Genomic DNA, 19,419 nt, shown 5'->3' with positions numbered 1-19,419 from the left:
CGGGCCTTGAGGCACGAATTGCGCATGCTGGCGGCGAAGCCCGACTGGACGTTGCTGACGCGCCATGACCTGCTCGCCGGGAAGCCGCCTGCCACGCTGAAGGAGCGCGCGTGGCGCGGCATCAGGCGCGTGCTGGCCACGTTGGGTGTGATTACGCCTCACGTGACGAACTATCCGTGGCTGCCGACCCTGAAGCACGCGCCGGTTTCGGCCGAAGCGAACACGCTGCTGATCTGGGCGCCGGGTACGGAGCGCGATGCACTGCGCCGTGCGTGCGAAGGCTTTTCCGCGCGCCTGAAAGGCAACGATGCGCTGGCGCCGGTACTGGTGACCGACGTGGCCGATTTCGCCTTCTATTCGCGACTGGGCTGGCTGGTGGAATACCTGCCGGAATTGAGCGGCGACGATCGTTCGTATCGCGAAAGAAAGCGCGCCTATCTCGCGTGGCGTTATCGCGATGCGCGGATCGTGCCGCCGGCCGCGGCGCAGGCCAGCGACGCCGACTGGAAGGCATTGGTGGAAGTGAACTGAACATGATGGATAGAAATCGCTATGCCATGTTGACGGTGGATACCGAGGCGCTGCCCAAGCGCGCCACGGAGGATCACGTCAAACGGCTGATGTGGGGTGTGCACGAGAAGGGGCGGGCAGGGGTTGCCGAAATGGCTTCCATCGGCGACGAGTTCGGCGTCAAGCACGTGTTCTTCGTGGACCAGTGCGGCGCGTATGCGTATCTCGACGAAACGAAGGAGGTCGTGCGCCGGCTGGATGCCGCGGGGCAGGACGTTCAACTGCATACGCATCCGGAATACCTGCCGGACTCGTTCTGGGCCGAGCACGGCCTTGCGCGGCGGCCGCAATACATGAATCAATACACGGACGATGCGCGCGCGGAGTTCGTGATTCGTCACTTCGGCGGGCTGATTTCGGCGGAAACGGGCAAGCCGGTGCTGGCGCACCGTGCCGGTTCGTTTCGCTGGAACGCGTCGACGATCCGGGCGCTGAAGTCCACCGGCGTACAACTTTCGTTCAACAATTCCCTGTGCGCGGTCCATGCCGGGCAGTGCAACTACAGCGAGCCCACGAATCTGCCGTTCCAGTGGTCGAACGGCGTGATCGAAGTGCCGATGACGGAAAAGAAGATCCTGCCGAAGGTCGGCAAGGAAGAATGGTGGGCACGCCTGACTTATCCTGAATCGCCGTATTTCCGGTTTCGTCCGTGGTGGGGCAAGCTGCTGCTCGACGCGTTCAGCGGCAGTCCGACGTTCTCGATTTTCCTGCTTCATTCGTGGTCGCTGCTGTATTGGGACGAGAACGGGCATGCGACCTATCGGGACGACCAGCGTGTCGAAGGCTACCGGAAACTCCTGGCGCGCCTGACGAAGGACTACGACGTGATCACGACGTCGGAATTCCTGGACTTGCAGGCCCGCGGCAGGATCCGGACCACGCATACGACCGATCTCGCCCGTGCCGAACTGAAGGCGGCCAGGGCGGCGAAAGCATGAGCACGATGCTCGATTCGTTGCAGACGGCGTTGACCGAGCCGCTGCTCGCGATGAGCCGTCGACTGACGGCGCATGTGCTCGAGCGCAAGTTGAAGCAGCGTTCGCGCGGCGTGCCGTTCGTCGGCGATCCGGACAGCATGCTGTACGTGGCGGCGAGCGCATTGCCGTATCACACGAGCGGCTATACGACGCGCACGCACGAAGTCGTGCGCGCATTGGCGGCTGCGGGCGGTCGTGTGCATCCGCTGACGCGGCCCGGCTATCCCGGCGATCGCGCGGATCGCCTGACCGACGCCGCCGGCAGCGAGACGCAGGTGAGCGAGGTCCGGTATCTGCATGCGAGCGCGCCGTTCAACAACCGGCCGGTGCTGATGTATGCGTTGCAGGCGGCGCCCGTCATCGCGCGCGTGGCCGTGCAGCATCGCGCGTCGGTGATCCACGCGGCGTCGAATCACGTGAACGCGTTGCCGGCCCTGCTGGCGGCACGGCAACTGGGCATTCCGTTCCAGTACGAGATGCGCGGGTTGTGGGAATTGACGCGCATCTCGCGCATGCCGGAATACGAAAGGCGGCAGGGGTTCGCGCAGGGGCTGCAGCTGGAGGGGCTGGTGGCCCGGCACGCGGACAAGCTTTTCGTGATCTCGGCGCAACTGGGCCGGTTCGCGCGCGATCGCTGGGGGATTGCCGGCGATCGGATGCATCTGCTGCCGAATTGTGTGGATCCCGAACGGTTTACACCCGCGGCGCCCGAGGAGATCGACGCCGACACGATTGGATATGCAGGCTCGCTGATCGGCTATGAAGGACTCGACACGTTGATCGATGCGGTCGGCCGGTTGAGCGGGCAAGGACGCGCGGTGCGGGTCGAGATCGTCGGAGAAGGCGAGGCACGGCCGGCACTGGAGGCGCAGGTGCGGCGCCTCGGATTGTCGGAGCAGATTCGCTTTCTGGGCCGGACCTCGCCCGAGCAGGCGCGCCGGACGCTCGGTCGTTGCGCACTGGTGTGCATCCCGCGCAAGCCGTTCAAGGTTTGCGAGATCGTGCCGCCGATCAAGCTCGTGGAAGCGCTCGCGATGGGCAAGCCGGTGATCGTGCCGGATCTGCCGGTGTTTCGCGACGAAATGGGTCCGAGCCCGGCTGGCTGGTTTTTCAAGGCCGGCGATGGGATCGACCTGGCACGGGTGATCGATGCGGCGCTGTCCGATCGCGGTACGCTCGCGGCGCTCCGTGGCCAGGCGAGAGAATACGCGGCCACACAGCGCCGCTGGCGCGAATTTGTCATGAACGCACTGCCAATGTCGCAGGGTGAGGGGTTAAATGGTCGGCAGGGTCATTAGAAAACTGGGTTCGTTGGTCTACGACTATCCGACGGTTGCGGAGGATGTGGAGCAGGCCGGACGCTTCGGGCGCCTGAAGATTGCGCTCGTCACCGATTACTTCACGGCGGACTGCCTGTCGGCGGAATGTCGCGTGCGCACCATGACGCCTGCCAACTACGCGGACGTGATCGGCAACTGGAAACCGGATCTCGTGCTCGTGGAATCGGCGTTTCACGGCGTGGACGGGAGCTGGCGCTACGAGCTGGCGCGACAGTCGCCGCCGATGCGGCTGAGCAAGCCGACGGCGATCTTTCGCCTGGTCGACTTCGCCAGGCGCGCGGGCGTTCCGACCGTATTCTGGAACAAGGACGACGGCGCGTTCTTCGACACGTTCATCGACGTGGCGAAGGTGTTCGACTACGTGTTCACGACCGACGAGGCATGTCTTGCCCGATATCGGCAGCAGGTGCCCGCGCACGTGCCGGTCAACACGCTGGTGATGCCGTATCAGCCGGCGTCGCACAATTTCTCGGGCTTCAATTTCGTTCGCAACGAAGCGTGCTTCACGGGCAGCTATTACCGGCGCATCCTGAACGAACGTCGCCGTTTTCTCGACATGGTGTTCGACACCTGCGAGCAGAGCGATCTGCAGCTCAACGTATTCGATCGCAATCACGATCGCCTGTCGCGCTTCTTCGAGTTCCGCTATCCGAAGCGGAACGGGCTGCGCGTGCACGGCAAGGTGCCGCATCGGGAAACCGCGCAGGTGTACAAGTCCCATGCGATCTCGATCAACGTGAATTCGGTGACGGGCTCCGAGACGATGTTCTCGCGGCGCCTGCTCGAGATTCTCGCGTGCGGCGGCATCGCGGTGACCAACGCGAGCTGCGCGGTCGACCGGTATTTCCGTGAGTTCTGCCACGTGATCGATACGCATGACGAGGCGCGGGAGTTGTTTTCGCGGCTTCGGCACGGCCCGTCGCAGGATGATCTGGACCGGGCCGAGGCAGGCGCACGCTACGTACGGCAGAACCATACGTGGGCGCACCGGCTGGAAGAAATCTGCGCCGTCGTGAAGATTTGAGGGGAAGTGGTCACGATGCTCGCGCTGCTTTCCTACGCTGCCCAGCTGGTCTTCCTGCTGGTGGTGCTCTACTTTGCGCTGTACGTGCTGCTCGAATTGCGCGTGCTGCTGATTTCCCGCAAGGTCGAACGGCGCAAGCTGACCGACCTGGCGCAGCCCGTCCGGATCTCCGAAGATGGGTTTCATCCTCGGGTCAGCGTGCTGCTGCCGATCTGCAACGAGTCCGAGATGGTCGAGCGGCTCATCGACGCGGCCTGCCGCCTGACCTATCCGTCCAACGAGATCGAGATCCTGGTGCTCGACGACTCGTCGGATGCGACGACGAAGCTCGCGCGGGCGAAGGTCGATCGCTACGCCGCCGACGGAATCGACATCCGGCTCATCAAGCGTCAGTCGCGAACGGGCTACAAGGCCGGCAACCTGGTCAACGGCATCCAGCAGTCGTCCGGCGAGTTCTTTGCGATCTTCGATGCGGACTTCGTGCCGCCTGCGGATTTCCTGCTGAAGACCATTCCGTGTTTCACCGATCCGAAGCTCGGCTTCCTTCAGACCGGCATCGGCTACGAGAATCGCGACGCGTCGTTCCTGACACGCTTCCAGGCCATGGAAATGGGCCACCAGCAATACGTGACGGTGGGGCTGAGCGAGGACGGCGACATGGCGTCGCTGAGCGGCAGTTCGTGTGTGTGGCGCAAGGAGTGCGTCGATGCGCTGGGCGGCTGGAATGCGTCGACGGTCACCGAAGACGTGGACCTGGGCTATCGCGCGCAGTTCGGCGAATGGAAGTATGCGTATCTGCGAGAGGTCGTTTCCATGTCAGTGCTGCCGGAGACCATCAGCGCGTTTCGCATTCAGCGCGAACGCTGGGGGCGCGGCCTGATCCACAGCGGGTTCAAGCATGTCGGACAAATGCTGTCGCAAAGCATGCCGCTGATGAAGCGGATGCACGCGATCTCGGTGATGTTCTCGTCCGTGCTGCTGGCTTCGATCTATGTGCTGATACTGCTCAGCATGCCGTTGACTTGTCTGGTGCATTTCGACGGCGAGGGGATTCATCTCGGCGCATTCGCCTTTTTCGTTCTGGTGGCAATCTGGGCGCTTGCGAATGCGTTCGGTTCGCGCAAGGGCGCGAGATTCGACGACAAGCCGAGTGTTCTGAAAACGGTATGGGATACCTACCTTTATATCGCGATGTTTTTGCCGATGGCCTGGTATTACTTCGCGGGGGGCGTGCGTGCGGTTTTCGGCGTGTATAGCGGCTTTCATCGCACGCCAAAAGGCAAGGAAGCCTATCGCTCGACGAAGCCTCGCATCAATGCCGTTCTGCTGGCCGGGGAAATCGCCACGTTCGCCTATTCACTCATGACGGTTTTTCTGGCGATTCAGAAGAAGAACTATGTTTTGATTCCGCTCAACGTAACGGTTTGCGTCGGCTTCGGTATGGTTCTCTTTTGGTCGTGGCAAGAGCATCGTGCCCGCGTGCAATCGTGATTTCCGCGTGAGCGCAGTCCAATCGACCCGAATGGCGGGCACGGATTGCCGATTTGTTAAGGGTGCCTTCCTTTCTCGCATATGGTCCGTAAAGCTGATTGTCAGCATCGAAAGAAACGCAGGTATTTGCACGACGAGGGAGCGCAAGATCACGAACGATGTTGTGTGACGAATGCCGCAGGCCGTCGACGCGTTGACCGGCGGTGCTCGCTCGATCGAATCGGGGCGTGCGTTCACTTTTACCGATGGCGCGGCCGCCTGGCTTCGCTCCCGTCTCCGGTCCGGCGCCGATCTGGAGGTGTCGCCTGACGATTTGCATACGTGACCCGGCGAATCAAGCGAGTCGAAGGATCATCAAGATTTGCAAAGAAGATTCGAGGAATTCTGTCCGTCCCAATTGGACGGGGCAGAATGCCACCAGACAGTCTCTCATCGAACCCGCCAAGTCGGAGATTCATGTCTGACGAATGGCCAGGCAACTTTAACAACGGCTTGCAGGATTGCCGCATGCAGCCGGCCGAACGGTGATGCGATCATCGGCATTCGACGCGACTAAAACGTCGTGCGAATGGACCGCTACCGGACGGTCAAGTGAAAAGGTTCGGCAGTTTTTTCCGATGTTTGCACTTCGCGGATCGGCGTGCGACCGGTGCCTGACGATTGCAAGCAATGCGAGTTTCGTGTTTTGCATGGTCCCGATCGGCGAGAGCGTGTGCGGCGTAAGCGGTCGTAACATGCAAGGTATTACTCGAATATTAATATTGATGTATGATCGCGTCGGCGCGTTGTAAGCTTGTGGCCAACAACCTTTCGCGTCACGCAAATTTCCATGCGGTGTCGTTTCGCAGCATGGCCCGCACATTTTTTCGCAACCCTGATTCGGGCGGTCGCACATCGCTACATCGATGTTCCGTGCCAATGCGTGATGTGTCGCGGACGTAGTCAAATCATACGAAATAATCGAACGCAATAAATCGATAATGTTGTCTGCTGCTTGATCGAAATATCAGGCAGCGCTTCGCGCTTGAAGATCGATAACCAGACACCGCTGAAAAACAAAGTCTGTTTAAAACGATGGAAAGCAGCAATATTCGCAACCGGGGAGGGCAGGTGAGCGCAAGCGGGCCACGAGCAATCGTGATAACCGGCAGCAGTGCCGGGCTTGGACGTGCGCTGGCATTGAGTTATGCCGCGCCCGATACCACGCTGGGGTTGATCGGCAGAAATTCGGCGCGGCTGGAATCCGTCGCCGCGGAGTGCCGTGCGCGCGGCGCCCGCGTCGTGATCGGCTGCATGGACGTGCGCGACTCGGCCACCGTCCAGGACTGGATGATCGATTTCGATACGCGGTATCCAATCGAATTGATGATTGCGAATGCAGGCGTGGCCAGCACGCTGCAGTCCGCGGACGACTGGGAGCACATGGCGCGCACCGCCGATGTCGTCGATACCAACCTGTACGGCGCGTTGCATGCGGTGCTGCCGGCCATCGACCGGATGCGCATGCGCCGGTGCGGGCAGATCGCGGTCGTCAGTTCGCTCGCCGCGTTGCGGGGTATGGCCATCTCGCCCGCCTACTGCGCGAGCAAGGCGGCGCTGGTCGCTTACTGCGATTCCGTGCGCCCGATCCTCGCACGCGAGGGCATCGGCCTGTCGGTCGTGATGCCGGGCTTTGTCCGCACGGCGATGAGCGACGTCTTCCCGGGCAGCAAGCCGTTCATGTGGAGTGCGGACAAGGCTGCCGGTTACATCAAGAAGCGCCTCGCGCGACGCCGCGTGGAAATTGCCTTTCCGTTCAGTCTTGCCTTCGGCATCAAGTTGCTGCGCCTGCTGCCGGCCACGCTGGCGGATGCCATTCTCGGTCGTCTGTCCTATCTCCCGCGCGGGAAGGCGTGACGTGCTGCCCGGATTCGCGTTCGCGGCTGCGGCAGCCGCACTCTCGTTTCTCGTAGAGGCCATCGCGTATCCGCGCGCGTCGTTCGTCCGTTCGCCGGCGGCGATCGCTCTGCATGTCTGCGCGTTCGCGATCGTGGCGGGCGCGACTTTCGCCGTGACGGCACGGCCGCTTTTCTCGGCATCCGTCGCCCTCGTGCTAATCGCGTTGCTGGCCGTCATCAGCAACGCAAAATACGAATCCCTGCGCGAGCCCTTCGTCTTTACGGACCTGAGCCTGTTCAGCCAGGTTTTCGCTCATCCGCGTCTCTATCTGCCGTTTCTGAGTGCGGGCAAGGTGTTCGGCATCGTTGCCACCGTGGCGGTCGCGACGGTCGGGTTTCTGCTCGAACAACCGGCCGGCATGATGGCGCGTGGCGCCGCCGCACTGATCGCGGTCGCTTGCGCGCCGGTCTGTGTCGCGCTGTCGCGTCGCGTGCCGCTGACGCTCGACCCGATGACGGACCAGCGTCGGACGGGTTTCTTCGCGACATTCGTCGCTTACCTCGTCAACGGGCTGCGGCGTGCGGAGCGCAACGCGTTCTTTCGCGCGGTCGACGCAGGGCCGTTCGCCGGTGGCCGTCCGCACAGCACGCCGGACGTGATCGTCATCCAGAGCGAATCCTATTTCGACGCGCGTCGCCTCGGCGCATGCGTGTCGGCGGAGCCGTACGCGAATTTCGATCGCGCCCGCCGCGAGGCATTCACGCAGGGCAGCCTGGACGTTCCCGCCTGGGGCGCCAATACGATGCGCAGCGAATTCGCGATGCTGACGGGATTGCCGTCGGCGGCGCTCGGCTATTCGCGCTTTTATCCGTACATGTATGTGCGCCGCGCATGTGCATCGCTGGCGGGCTGGTTCAAGCGAGGCGGATATCGCACGCTCGCGATTCATCCGTATCACGCCGATTTCTTCGGGCGCAACCGGGCATTCCGGTTCATGCATTTCGACCGTTTTCTGGATATTCGGGATTTCGGCGGTGCGGCGCGAGTCGGGCCTTATATCGGAGACGGCCCGGTGGCCGATGCCATCATCGCGGCCCTCCAGGAGGACGGCGACGGGCCGGTGTTCGCGTTTGCGATCACGATGGAGAACCACGGCCCGCTGCATCTGGAACCGGTCGGGCCGGGCGAATCCGACGCGCGGCATACGCTCGGCGACGACGCGCGCTGGCGCGACCTGACCGCCTATCTTCGACACGTCGAGAATGCCGACGGCATGATCGGCAAGCTGACTGATTATCTCCGCAAGCGGGAGCGTCCGACCGTGCTGTGCTTTTACGGCGATCACGTTCCCGCGCTGACTTCGGTGTTCGACGCGCTCGAAACCGAACCGACCAATAGCGATTACTTTATTTGGCGCAACTTCGCGAACGATTTCGGCGAGCACCGAAACCTTCGCGTCGAGAGTCTCGGTGCCGCGATACAGCGCGCGATGGTGCACGTCGATTGCACTCGCGCCGCTTCGCCGACCGGGATGCTTCAGACGCCAGCGTGATGATGGAAAAGAAAATTGCAATCGTTGGGATGGCTTGCCGCTTTCCCGGTGGGGTTGAGGGACCCGACGACTTCTGGCAACTGCTGCGTGACGAGCGCGATGCCGTGACCGCCATTCCGCCGGACCGGTTCGGCACGGCGTTCTATCGGCACCCGTCGAAACGGGAGCCGGGAAAAAGCTACACGTTCGCGGCGGGCGTCGTCGACGACGTCGCGGGCTTCGACGCCGAATTCTTCGGCATCTCGCCGCGTGAGGCGGCGCAAATGGATCCGCAGCAGCGGCTGCTGCTCGAACTCGCGTGGGAGGCGTTCGAAGACGCCGGCGTGCGTCCGGCCGCGATGCGCGGACGCGACTGCGGCGTGTTCGTCGGCGTGGCGGGCATGGATTACGGCAACCGCAATATGGACGACATGAACACGATCGATCCGTATTCGGCAACCGGCAACACGCTCAGCATCGCGTCGAACCGCGTGTCTTACCTGTTCGACCTGCGCGGCCCGAGCATGTCGGTCGACACCGCTTGCTCGTCGTCGCTCGTCGCGCTGCATCAGGCGGTCCGCGCGTTGCAGTCCGGCGAGACGGCGATGGCGCTTGCCGGCGGGGTCAACCTGCTGCTGCATCCGTTCGGATTCGTCAGTTTTTCGAAGGCGTCGATGCTGTCGCCGCGCGGCCGCTGCCGCGCGTTCGACGCGACCGGCGACGGCTACGTGCGCGCCGAAGGCGGGGCGTTCGTGCTGCTCAAGCCGCTCGACCAGGCGGTGGCAGACGGCGATACGATCCACGCGGTCATCGCCGGATCGGGCGTGAATTCGGATGGCCATTCGCACGGCGGCATCAACGTGCCGGCAGCCGCGACGCAGGCAGACCTGCTGCGCGCCGTGTATCGGCGCGCGGGCATCGATCCGCGCACGCTCGCGTATCTCGAGGCGCACGGCACGGGCACCGCGGTCGGCGATCCGATCGAGGCGCGCGCGTTGATCGACGCGGTGTCGGGCGGCCGGCCGGAATCCGATCCGCTGCTGATCGGTTCGGTCAAGACCAACATCGGACACCTCGAAACGGCATCGGGCATGGCCGGTCTGCTGAAGGCCGTGCTGTGCCTGAAGCACCGCGCGGTGCCGCGTTCGCTGCATTTCGACACGCCCAACCCCGGCATCGATTTCGAAGGCGGCCGCTTGCGCGTGGTCGATCGGTTCACGCCGCTCGCGCGCGGCGATGCACCGCTGACCATCGGCATCAATTCATTCGGCTTTGGCGGCACGAATGCGCACGTCGTCGTCACCGAAGCGGCGGCGCCGGCGCCAGTCGCGCATTCGGCGGCAAGGGTCGATGCTCCGTTGCCGCCGCTCGTCCTCACCGCACGGTCGCCGGCCGCGCTGGCAGCCGTCGCCGCACGCCATCTCGCGCGCCTGCAGTCGGGTGCCGACTGGGCCGCACTCGCGGCGGCCGCCGCACGGCGTCGCCAGTGGCTCGAGCATCGCGCGGTCGTCGCGCCGGCGGATCAGGCTGAAGGCCTGGCGGCGCTCGCCGCGCTTGCGGAGCCGTCGGAGCAAGGGTTGCCGGCATGCGCCGTGCAGGGGCAGGCCATCGAAGGCGACGCGCCTGTCGCGTTCGTCTACGCGGGCAACGGCTGTCAATGGGCCGGGATGGGCAAGCGGCTCTATGCCGAGGATGCGGTGTTTCGCGCGGCGCTCGACGAAGTCGATGCGCTGTGGCGCGCGGACGGCAACGCATCGCTCGTCGACGTCATGTGCGAAGGTGTCGACGCTGAATGGCTCGCCGCGACCGAGAACGCGCAGCCGCTGCTGTTCGCGATGCAGGTCGGCATCACGCGTGTGCTGACCGCGCGCGGCATCCGCTTCGATGCGGCGGTCGGCCACAGTGTCGGCGAGATCGCGGCGGCCTGGGTGTCGGGCGCGCTCACGCTCGCCGAGGCCGTGCGCGTGATCCGGATTCGCAGCGGTGCCCAGGGCCTGACGCGCGGCGCGGGCAGGATGGCGGCGGCCGGCATCGGCGAAGCCGCGGCGCGCGACTGGATCGCGCGTCTCGATCTCGCCGCGGCCATTGAAATCGCGGGCACCAACAGCCCCGACTCGGTGACGCTCGCAGGTTCGCAAGCCGCGCTCGAAACAATCGGTGCGGCGCTCGCGGACGCCGGTCATTTCTATCAGATGCTCGGTCTCGATTACGCGTTCCACAGCAGCCGCATGGATGCGATCGAGCCGGTCGTACGCGACGGGCTGGCCGATCTCGCGCCGCGCGATACGCACACGCGATTCGTGTCGACGGTGACCGGTGACACGTTGCCGGGGACCGCGCTCGACGCGGGTTACTGGTGGCGCAACATTCGCGAGCCGGTCCGTTTCGGCGACGCCATTGCGCGCCTGGCCGACGACCGCGTGCGCGTGTTCGTCGAGATCGCCCCGCATTCGATCCTGCGCACTTACGTGAAGCAGACGCTTGCCGCACGTGTCGCGCCGGGCGTCGTCGTGCCGACGCTCAAGCGTCAGCACGACAGCGCGGACATGCTCGCTCATGCGATCCTGTCGGCGGTCGCGCAGGGGGCGCGCGTCGATCTCGACCGCCTCGTTCCCGATGTCCCGCACGCCGCGCTGCCGACTTATCCGTGGCAGCGCGAGCGTTACTGGCTCGTGCCGAGCGTCGAGGGCTACGGGCTCGTGAATCGTCGCGTCGATCATCCGCTGCTCGGCTATCGCCTGCACGAGCATGCGTTCGCGTGGGAGAACCAGCTCGATCCGCAGCGCGTGCCGATGCTTGCCGATCACGTGGTCGACGGCGGCGTCGCGTTCCCGGGCGCCGGTTATGTCGAAATGGCGCTCGCGGCGGCGCGCAGGTTCTTCGGCACACCGGATGCGGCCATCGAGAACGTCGAGATCCGCATGCCGGTCGTGTTCCAGCCGCAGCACGCGAAGTTGTTCCGGTTCGCGATCGACGTGCGCACCGCGTCGTTTACGATCGAGACACGCGACCGGATGTCGGACGGCCCGTGGAACCTGAACGTGACGGGACGCCTGCTCGAAAGCGGCAATACGCTCGATGCGTGCAGCATGCCGGATGCGTCCGTCGTCACCCGTCTGCAGTCGCGTCCGGCGCTTTCCGGAGACGCGCTGTATGCGGGCACGACGGCGATCGGCCTGAGCTACGGGCCCGCGTTCCGGTGGGTGCGGTCGCTGCGCGTGTCGGGCGACGATGCGCTTGCCGAGCTCGATGTGCCGTCGGTTCTTGCCGATGAGCATGCGCGATCGGACTATCTGTTGCATCCCGCGCTGATGGACAGCGGCTTCCATCCGCTGTTCGCGGTGCTGGCGCAGGTCGGTGCCGCGCCGGACGATGCGCATTCGGCGTTTGTCCCCGTGCAGATCGGTCGTGTCGATTTCCTGAGCGGCGAAGCGATTCGTCGCGTGCTGGCGCGCATTCATCGCCGCAGCCCGCATTCGATCGTCGCGTCGTTCGAATTCATCGATGCAAACGGCAACATCGTCGCGCGCCTTTCCGCGTGCCGCTTCCGTCGCGTCGATCTCGCCGGGCGCCGTCAAGGCGCGCCCGCGCGCTTTGCCTACGTGCTCGAGGCACGGCCGCTGCCGGCCGGTTACACGGCCGACGCGTTGCCGCCGCCGGGCGTGCTCGTCGAGCGTGCGAACGCGCATGTCATGGCGCGTGAGGACCTCGCGCGCCGCACGCAGCATCTGACCGAAACGTTGCCGCTGCTCGACGTGCTTGCCGGTCTGCATGCGCTCGACGCGCTGGATGCGCTCGGCGTGTTCGCCCAGCCGGCGCTGCTGACGAACACGCATCCGCAACAGGTCGCGCGACTGGCGGAAATCGTCGTCGAGGACGGGCTGGCGCGCTTCGAAGGCGATCGCCTGGTTCGCGACGACGAAGCCTGCGCGTCGATGCCCGCGCGTGACGCGCTGTGGCGCGACGTGCTGGCCGCATCGCCGGCCCATGTCGCCGAGTTGACGCTGCTGGCGCACGTCGGCGCGGCGCTGCCGCGCGTGCTGCGCGACACGTCGCCCGAGGGCGCGCTGCTGTCGTCGACCGGGCGCAGTCTGGTCGAGCAGTTCTTCGATGCATCGCCGACCTGGGCGCATGCGCGCGCGCTGCTCGCCGCCTGCGTGACGCAGGCCGTCGCGGCGTGGCCGGACGCACGCCGCTTGCGTGTCCTGGAGTTCGGTGCCGCGAGCGGCGACGTGTTGCAGCCGCTCGACGTGGACGTGCCGGCCGGTCGCTGCGAATACCTGCTGGCGGGTACGGCGCAGCAGCTCGCCGGGTTCGATGCGGAAGCGCATGCGCACGTACGGACGCTGGTGTTCGCGACCGACGCGCCGTTGTTCTCGCAATGCCGCGATACCACGCCGTTCGACGTGGTGATCGTCAACCGGATGCTGGGCGATCATCCGGATCCGCTCGCCGCGCTGACGGCGATCGCCGAACGGCTCGCGCCGGGCGGGCTCGTCGTCATCGCCGATGCGCGCCGCAGCCGCTTCTCCGACATCGTGTTCGGCACGGCGGGTGGCGCGGGCGCTGCCTGCGCGTACGGCACGCTGGCGCCTGGCGCGATCGAGTCGATGTGCGAACGCGCCGGACTAGTCGACGTGGTGCGTGATACCGAACAAGGCCTCGATCTCGAGGGCATGCCGACGTTCGTCGTCGCGCGCAAGCCGGCTGCCCGCGAGCAGGCGGCCGGCACATCGCGGGACGAGGATCGAGCGCGCATGGTGCAGCATGGCGGCGCGCACTGGCTGATCGTGCAGGACGATGACGATGCATTCGGCATCGCCCTGGCGGGCGAACTCGAGCGGCTGGGCTGCCGCGTCGAGGCGGCAGCGGTGCGTGACGCCGCGGCATGGTCGGCGCGTCAGCCGGCCGGGCAGCCGGCGCATGTCGTGTTCGTGGCGCCGCTTGCATCGCTCGACACCGCCGACGGTGCGGCCATGATGCGCGCGCAGCACGGTGGCGCGCTCGCGCTGGCATCGATCGTGCGCGATCTCGATGCCGCCGGCGCGACGGAGCGCGGGCGACTGTGTGTCGTGACGCGTGGCGGCGCGCCGTTCGCCGCAGGCGCGTCGTCACACCCCGAGCATGGAACGTTGTGGGGCCTCGGCCGCGTGATCGCAAACGAGTATCCCACGCTGCCGCTCCGGTTGATCGACGTCGATCGCGCCGTCGAACAACCGGCGTCGCAGCTTGCGATGGCGCTGCTTGGCGACGATGGCGAGGAAGAAGTGCTGCTTGCGCCGCAGGGCCGCTACGTGCCGCGCATGCTGCCGGCCGCGCAGGCGGCCGAGCGCGACGATGCGCCGTCGAGCGCATCGGACCGGACGGGGGCGCGGCTCGCATTCGACATGCCGGGTTCGTTGCGCAACCTCGCATGGTTCGCGATGCCGGCACGCGATCTCGCCGCCGGCGAGGTCGAGATCGAGCCGATGGCGACGGGGCTCAATTTCCGCGACGTGATGTACGCGATGGGGCTGCTGTCCGACGAAGCCGTCGAGACGGGCTTCGCGGGCGCGACGATCGGCATGGAAATGTCGGGGCGCGTCGCGCGGGTCGGCGCGGACGTCGAAGGGTTTGCACCGGGCGACGCGGTGCTGGGTTTCGCACCGGCATCGTTCGCGACGCGTGTGGTCACGCGCGCGACAGCGATCGCACGCAAGCCCGACACGATGTCGTTCGAGGAGGCCGCCACGGTTCCGACGACTTTCTTCACCGCGTACTACGCGTTGTGCGAACTGGCGCGACTGCGACGCGGAGAGCGCGTGCTCGTGCACGGCGGCGCGGGCGGGGTCGGCATCGCGGCGATCCAGATCGCGCGGCATCTCGGCGCGGAAGTCTTCGCCACTGCGGGCAGCGACGAGAAGCGCGAGTTCATTCGCCTGCTCGGCGTCGACCGCGTGTTCGATTCGCGCAGCCTCGCGTTCGCCGACGAGATCCGTGCGCGCACGCACGGCGAAGGCGTCGACGTCGTGCTCAATTCGCTCGCGGGCGAAGCGATGGTGCGAAGCATCGATACGCTGCGTCCGTTCGGCCGCTTCCTCGAACTCGGCAAGCGCGACTTCTACGAGAACAGCCAGATCGGCCTGCGGCCGTTCCGCAACAACATCAGCTATTTCGGCATCGACGCGGATCAGCTGATGGGCGTGCTGCCGTCGCTGACGACGCGACTGTTCGAGGAAGTGATGAGCCTGTTCTCCACCGGCGTGCTGCATCCGTTGCCATACCGCGCGTTCCCGGCCGCACGTGCGGAGGAAGCATTCCGCTACATGCAGCAGGCGCGCCAGATCGGCAAGGTGCTGGTCACCTATCCGTCGGGCACGCCGGCGCCGACGCGTGGCGTCGCGGTGCCGACGCTGCGGCTCGACCCGCGGGCGGCATACCTGATCGTCGGTGGCACCGGCGGGCTGGGCTTCGCGACCGCGCGCCGGATGATCGAGCGCGGCGCGCGGCACCTGACGCTCGCGAGTCGCGGCGGCGCGCTGGGCGCGGCAATGCAGGCCGAAGCCGACCGCTGGCGAGACACGCTCGGCGCCGACGTGTCGGTCGCGCGATGCGACGTGACCGACGCCACGACGCTCGACGGCCTCGTCGACGAGATCGAGCGTCGCGGAACGCCGCTCAAGGGCGTGCTGCATTCGGCGATGCAGATCGACGACGGGCTGCTGCGCAACGTCGACGACGCACGCTTCGCAGCGGTGCTCGAACCGAAGGTGGCGGGCGCATGGAACCTGCATCGCGCGACGCAGCGTTGCACGCTCGATTTCTTCGTCGTGTATTCGTCGGCGACGACCTGTCTCGGCAACCCGGGGCAGGGTGCGTACGTCGCCGCCAACGGCTTTCTCGAAGCGCTGGTCGCGCATCGTCGCGCGGCCGGCCAGCCGGGCCTGTTCATGGCGTGGGGGCCGATCGAGGACGTCGGCTTCCTCGCGCGCAACGCCGGCACGCGCGAGGCGTTGCAGTCGCGGATCGGCGGTGCGTCGATCACGTCGGACGAAGCGATGGCCGCGCTCGAGCGCGCGCTTGCCCAAGGGACTGCCGGCGAAGCCGTCGTGCGCCTCGATTGGGGCGCCATCTCGCGCGGCATGCCGGCCGCGCACGCTCGCCGTTACACGGCGTTGCAGACGGGGGGAGCGGCCGAGACGTCGAGCGAGGATCGCGTGTTGCTGGAACAGTTGCGTGCGCTGCCGCCTGCCGAGGCGGTCGCGCTCGTCGAGACGGCGCTGCGCGGCCAGATCGCGCGGATTCTGCACATGTCGCCGGAGCGCGTCGATGCCGGCCGGTCGGTCCTCGATCTCGGGATGGATTCGCTGATGGGCATGGAGCTCGGCATGGCCGTCGAGGAGGCCTTCGGCGTCAAGCTGTCGATCATGGCGATCGCGGAAGGCGCGACGGTGCACACGCTGGCCGAGCGCATCGTCGAGTTGCTCGACGATCGGCACGGCGACGGAAAGGCCGCGGCATCGGACGAGCTGGCGCAAGCGCTGGTCGCGCGGCATGCATTGGGCGATGAGGCGCGGGCGACGCTCGCACGTCATCAGGATCACGAAAAAAACCAGGGGGCAGCAACATGCAAGTCGACGCCGGTGCATGCCGGGTGAAAGCACCGCAGGGGTGGCAGGCGAGCGAAGGCACGGTCGCCCGGCCGGTGACGATGACCGGACATGGTCTGCACACCGGGCGCCGGGTCCAGGTGCGGATCCTGCCCGCGACGCCGTCGGACGAACGGCACGGGATCGTGTTTCGCCGCATGCGCGGCGATCATCAACTGGGGATGCTTGCCGCTGGCCCGGCGGTGCGTCGCGCGCAGCCGCTCTGCACGATGCTGCGTGCCGACGACGGCATGGGCGTGCGTACGGTCGAGCACCTGCTTGCATCGCTGCTGACCTGCGAGATCGATCACGCGATCGTCGAACTCGATGCGGAAGAAGTGCCGATTCTCGACGGCAGCGCGCGGCCGTGGATCGACGCGATCGCGGCCGGCGGCCGTGCCGAACTGCGGCGTTCGAAGCGCTTTCTCCGGGTGCTGAAGGCGGTAAGCGTGGCCGACGGCGAGGGCGCGTCACGGCGCGAATTGCGCGTCGAGCCCGCCGAGCGATACGAATTCAGCGTGCGCGACGATCTCAAGGGGTTCGGCGACATGCAGTGGGACGGCGAGCTCACGCCGGGGACGTTCGCCAGCGAGATTTCGTCGTCGCGTTCGTACGGGCGGATCAAGTGGGCCGTGCCGGCGATCGCCGTCGGCTACCTGACGGGCACGCCGATCCTGCGCGGCGCGAGGCCGTCGTGCACGGCGTCGATCATCGGCAATCACGTGATCGGCGGACTGCGCGCGCCCGACGAATTCGTGCGTCACCGCGTGCTCGATCTCGTCGGCGATCTGGCGCTCTCGGGCTCGCCGCTGCTTGGGCGCGTCACCGCGCATCGCCCCACCCACGAAATGAACTACCGACTCCTCAGCGCGTTGCTCGGTACGCCCGACGCGTACGAATGGGTCGACGTATCCGCGTAACGCGGACGCAATGACGTAACGGACGGACTGCCCGGAACCCAAGACATGGCACTCGGAGAACACCTTCGCCAGCAACTGGCGGCGAAAGCCCTGAAACGGCAACTCGAGCGCGCGACGGAAGCCGCCGCGGCGCCCGGCGTGCCCGGTACGCCGGCGGCGCAGGCCGCGTCGGCGCGCAGCCGTTTCGAATCGATGCCGCAATATCAGCAGGTCAGGATCATGCGCGAGATGGGCGAGAAGCTGCGCGTCGACTCGCCGTTCTTCCGCGTGCACGATGGCGTTGCAGGCGCGACCACGCAGATCGGCGGTCGCGAATACGTGAACTTCGCGAACTACAACTACCTCGGTCTCGCCGGCGATCCGACCGTATCCGAGCGTGCGAAGGCCGCGATCGACCGCTATGGCACGTCGGCGTCCGCGAGCCGGATGGTCGCGGGCGAGCGTCCGGTGCAGCGCGACCTCGAGCGGGCGCTGGCCGCGTTTTACGAGACTGACGATTGTGTCGCGTTCGTGAGTGGCCACGCGACCAACGTGACTGTGATCGGCGCGCTGTTCGGCCCCGGCGACCTGATCGTCCACGACGCGCTCGCGCACAACAGCATCGTGCAGGGTGCGCAGCTGAGCGGCGCGAAACGGCTGAGCTTCGCGCACAACGACTGGCAGGCGCTCGACGAACTGCTGTCACGCGTGCGTCGCGAATACCGGCACGTGCTGATCGCGACCGAGGGGCTGTACAGCATGGATGGCGATTTCCCGGACCTCCAGCGTTTCGTCGACGTGAAGACGCGCCACGGCGCGTTCCTGCTGGTCGACGAAGCGCATTCGCTCGGCGTGCTCGGCGCGACGGGCAAGGGCATCCGCGAACATTGCGCGGTCGCGCCCGATCAGGTCGACATGTGGATGGGCACGATGAGCAAGACGCTGGCCGGTTGCGGCGGCTTCATCGCCGGCTGTCAGCCGCTCGTGGACATGCTGCGCCATCTCGCGCCGGGCTTTCTCTATAGCGTTGGGCTCGCGCCGACGCTGGCCGAAGCGTCGCTGGCCGCGCTCGAACGCCTGCAGGCCGAACCGGAGCGGGTTGCGCAACTGCAGGCGCGCGGGCGGCAGTTCCTGACCGAGGCACGCGCGGCGGGGCTGAACACCGGCACGAGCGCGGGGTATGCGGTCGTGCCGGTCATCACCGGAAGTTCGCTGAAAGCCGCGCAGTGGGCCAACGCGATGTTCGACAAAGGGATCAACGTGCAGCCGATCTTCTATCCGGCCGTCGAGGAGAAGGCCGCGCGCCTGCGGTTCTTCATCTGCTCGACGCACGAGCCCGGGCAGATCAGCCGGACGGTCGATGTGCTGGCCCGCCTGGCGGGGCGGGCGGCATGATGTCCGCCGCGGCGCTCGCGCCGTCCTTCGACGTGCCGCAAGCCGGTGCGTCGACGCCGTTTCGCGCCGCATGCGCGGACGATGCGGCGGCATGTGCGCCGCTCGTGTTTGCGTCCGGCGTCGGCGAATTCGGTTTCTTCCTCGGTGAAAGCGACGCGCGCTGCATTGCGTTCCTGCAACAGGCGTTCCGGTCGCGTCACGGCCGGTTCTCGTGGCGCAGGCATCGGGTCGCGGTCGGCGCCGACGGCACCGTGCATGCCGTGATGGCCATCCATGACGGGCGCCGGACGATGTTCGACGACGTTCACGTCGTGTGGGCCCTGACGCGCTTTTTCGGCGTGCGCCGCACGATCGGCCAGCTGCTGCGCGGGCTGGTGCTCGAAACGGAGATTCCGGCGCCCAAGCGCGCGCAGATCCTGATTGCGCATTGCGCGACGGACGAGCGGCGGCGCGGCGCGGGCATCTTCACCGCACTGCTGCGCGACGCGCTCGAGAGCGGTGCGTTGCCGGACGACGACGGCCGTGACATCGTGCTCGACGTGCTGACCCGCAACGCGCGCGCCCGCGCGCTGTACGAGCGGCTCGGCTTCGTCGCGCTGACGCGGTCGCGTCAGCGCTCGCGACAGTTGCCGGCCGAGCTGGATTCGGTACGCATGCGGCTCATGCGTCGCGGCTGACGGCGCGCA

11 protein-coding genes are annotated in these 19,419 nt (G+C 66.3%); all 11 read left to right on the top strand.

Annotated features, from left to right (window positions below; genetic code table 11):
* Positions 1-24 precede the first annotated feature (24 nt).
* Positions 25-531: a hypothetical protein gene (locus tag WS45_RS15185; protein ID WP_059700658.1), complete on the top strand. Its 507-nt coding sequence runs from the start codon at positions 25-27 to the stop codon at positions 529-531.
* 26 nt (positions 532-557) lie between these two features.
* A complete protein-coding gene (locus WS45_RS15180; RefSeq protein WP_082721938.1) occupies positions 558-1,508 on the top strand; it encodes a polysaccharide deacetylase in 951 nt (316 codons plus the stop codon).
* On the top strand, positions 1,505-2,845 hold the full coding sequence (locus WS45_RS15175) for a glycosyltransferase (RefSeq protein WP_059700656.1): 1,341 nt from the start codon (positions 1,505-1,507) through the stop codon (positions 2,843-2,845). The genes WS45_RS15180 and WS45_RS15175 overlap by 4 nt, the downstream gene beginning before the upstream one ends.
* A complete protein-coding gene (locus tag WS45_RS15170; RefSeq protein ID WP_059700655.1) occupies positions 2,826-3,911 on the top strand; it encodes a CgeB family protein in 1,086 nt (361 codons plus the stop codon). Before WS45_RS15175 ends, WS45_RS15170 begins: the two co-directional genes overlap by 20 nt.
* Positions 3,912-3,926: 15 nt before the next feature.
* Positions 3,927-5,402, top strand: a complete 1,476-nt coding sequence (locus tag WS45_RS15165) for a glycosyltransferase (protein ID WP_059700654.1) — start codon at positions 3,927-3,929, stop codon at positions 5,400-5,402.
* Between the two features lie 1,074 nt (positions 5,403-6,476).
* Entirely contained in the window at positions 6,477-7,298 is an 822-nt protein-coding gene (locus WS45_RS15160; RefSeq protein ID WP_373558348.1) for an SDR family NAD(P)-dependent oxidoreductase, read from the top strand.
* 1 nt (position 7,299) lies between these two features.
* Positions 7,300-8,832 (top strand): LTA synthase family protein, encoded by a 1,533-nt coding sequence (locus tag WS45_RS15155; RefSeq protein ID WP_059700653.1) that lies wholly within the window; start codon positions 7,300-7,302, stop codon positions 8,830-8,832.
* A 2-nt stretch (positions 8,833-8,834) separates the two neighbouring features.
* Positions 8,835-16,448: a type I polyketide synthase gene (locus WS45_RS15150; RefSeq protein WP_156437190.1), complete on the top strand. Its 7,614-nt coding sequence runs from the start codon at positions 8,835-8,837 to the stop codon at positions 16,446-16,448.
* Positions 16,445-17,359 carry a UDP-3-O-acyl N-acetylglycosamine deacetylase gene (locus WS45_RS15145; protein WP_156437189.1) on the top strand — a complete coding sequence of 305 codons (915 nt, stop codon included), beginning with the start codon at positions 16,445-16,447 and terminating at the stop codon, positions 17,357-17,359. Before WS45_RS15150 ends, WS45_RS15145 begins: the two co-directional genes overlap by 4 nt.
* Before the next feature lie 45 nt (positions 17,360-17,404).
* Positions 17,405-18,733 carry an aminotransferase class I/II-fold pyridoxal phosphate-dependent enzyme gene (locus tag WS45_RS15140; RefSeq protein WP_059700652.1) on the top strand — a complete coding sequence of 443 codons (1,329 nt, stop codon included), beginning with the start codon at positions 17,405-17,407 and terminating at the stop codon, positions 18,731-18,733.
* Positions 18,733-19,410, top strand: coding sequence for a GNAT family N-acetyltransferase (locus tag WS45_RS15135; protein ID WP_373559428.1), 678 nt, complete (start codon positions 18,733-18,735; stop codon positions 19,408-19,410). The genes WS45_RS15140 and WS45_RS15135 overlap by 1 nt, the downstream gene beginning before the upstream one ends.
* Positions 19,411-19,419: the final 9 nt, after the last annotated feature.

Origin of the sequence: Burkholderia sp. RF2-non_BP3 (assembly GCF_001522185.1) — a bacterium.
Taxonomy (GTDB): Bacteria; Pseudomonadota; Gammaproteobacteria; order Burkholderiales; family Burkholderiaceae; genus Burkholderia; species Burkholderia diffusa.
The sequence above is the reverse complement of the archived record's forward strand: the minus strand, read 5'-3'. Positions and strand labels throughout refer to the sequence as shown.

What these genes read in the sequence shown, in the direction of transcription:
- WS45_RS15185 (WP_059700658.1), top strand. Translation starts at nt 25, where the DNA reads ATGCTGGCGGCGAAGCCCGACTGGACGTTGCTGACGCGCCATGACCTG.
- WS45_RS15180 (WP_082721938.1), top strand. Translation starts at nt 558, where the DNA reads ATGTTGACGGTGGATACCGAGGCGCTGCCCAAGCGCGCCACGGAGGAT.
- WS45_RS15175 (WP_059700656.1), top strand. Translation starts at nt 1,505, where the DNA reads ATGAGCACGATGCTCGATTCGTTGCAGACGGCGTTGACCGAGCCGCTG.
- WS45_RS15170 (WP_059700655.1), top strand. Translation starts at nt 2,826, where the DNA reads ATGGTCGGCAGGGTCATTAGAAAACTGGGTTCGTTGGTCTACGACTAT.
- WS45_RS15165 (WP_059700654.1), top strand. Translation starts at nt 3,927, where the DNA reads ATGCTCGCGCTGCTTTCCTACGCTGCCCAGCTGGTCTTCCTGCTGGTG.
- WS45_RS15160 (WP_373558348.1), top strand. Translation starts at nt 6,477, where the DNA reads ATGGAAAGCAGCAATATTCGCAACCGGGGAGGGCAGGTGAGCGCAAGC.
- WS45_RS15150 (WP_156437190.1), top strand. Translation starts at nt 8,835, where the DNA reads ATGGAAAAGAAAATTGCAATCGTTGGGATGGCTTGCCGCTTTCCCGGT.
- WS45_RS15140 (WP_059700652.1), top strand. Translation starts at nt 17,405, where the DNA reads ATGGCACTCGGAGAACACCTTCGCCAGCAACTGGCGGCGAAAGCCCTG.
- WS45_RS15135 (WP_373559428.1), top strand. Translation starts at nt 18,733, where the DNA reads ATGTCCGCCGCGGCGCTCGCGCCGTCCTTCGACGTGCCGCAAGCCGGT.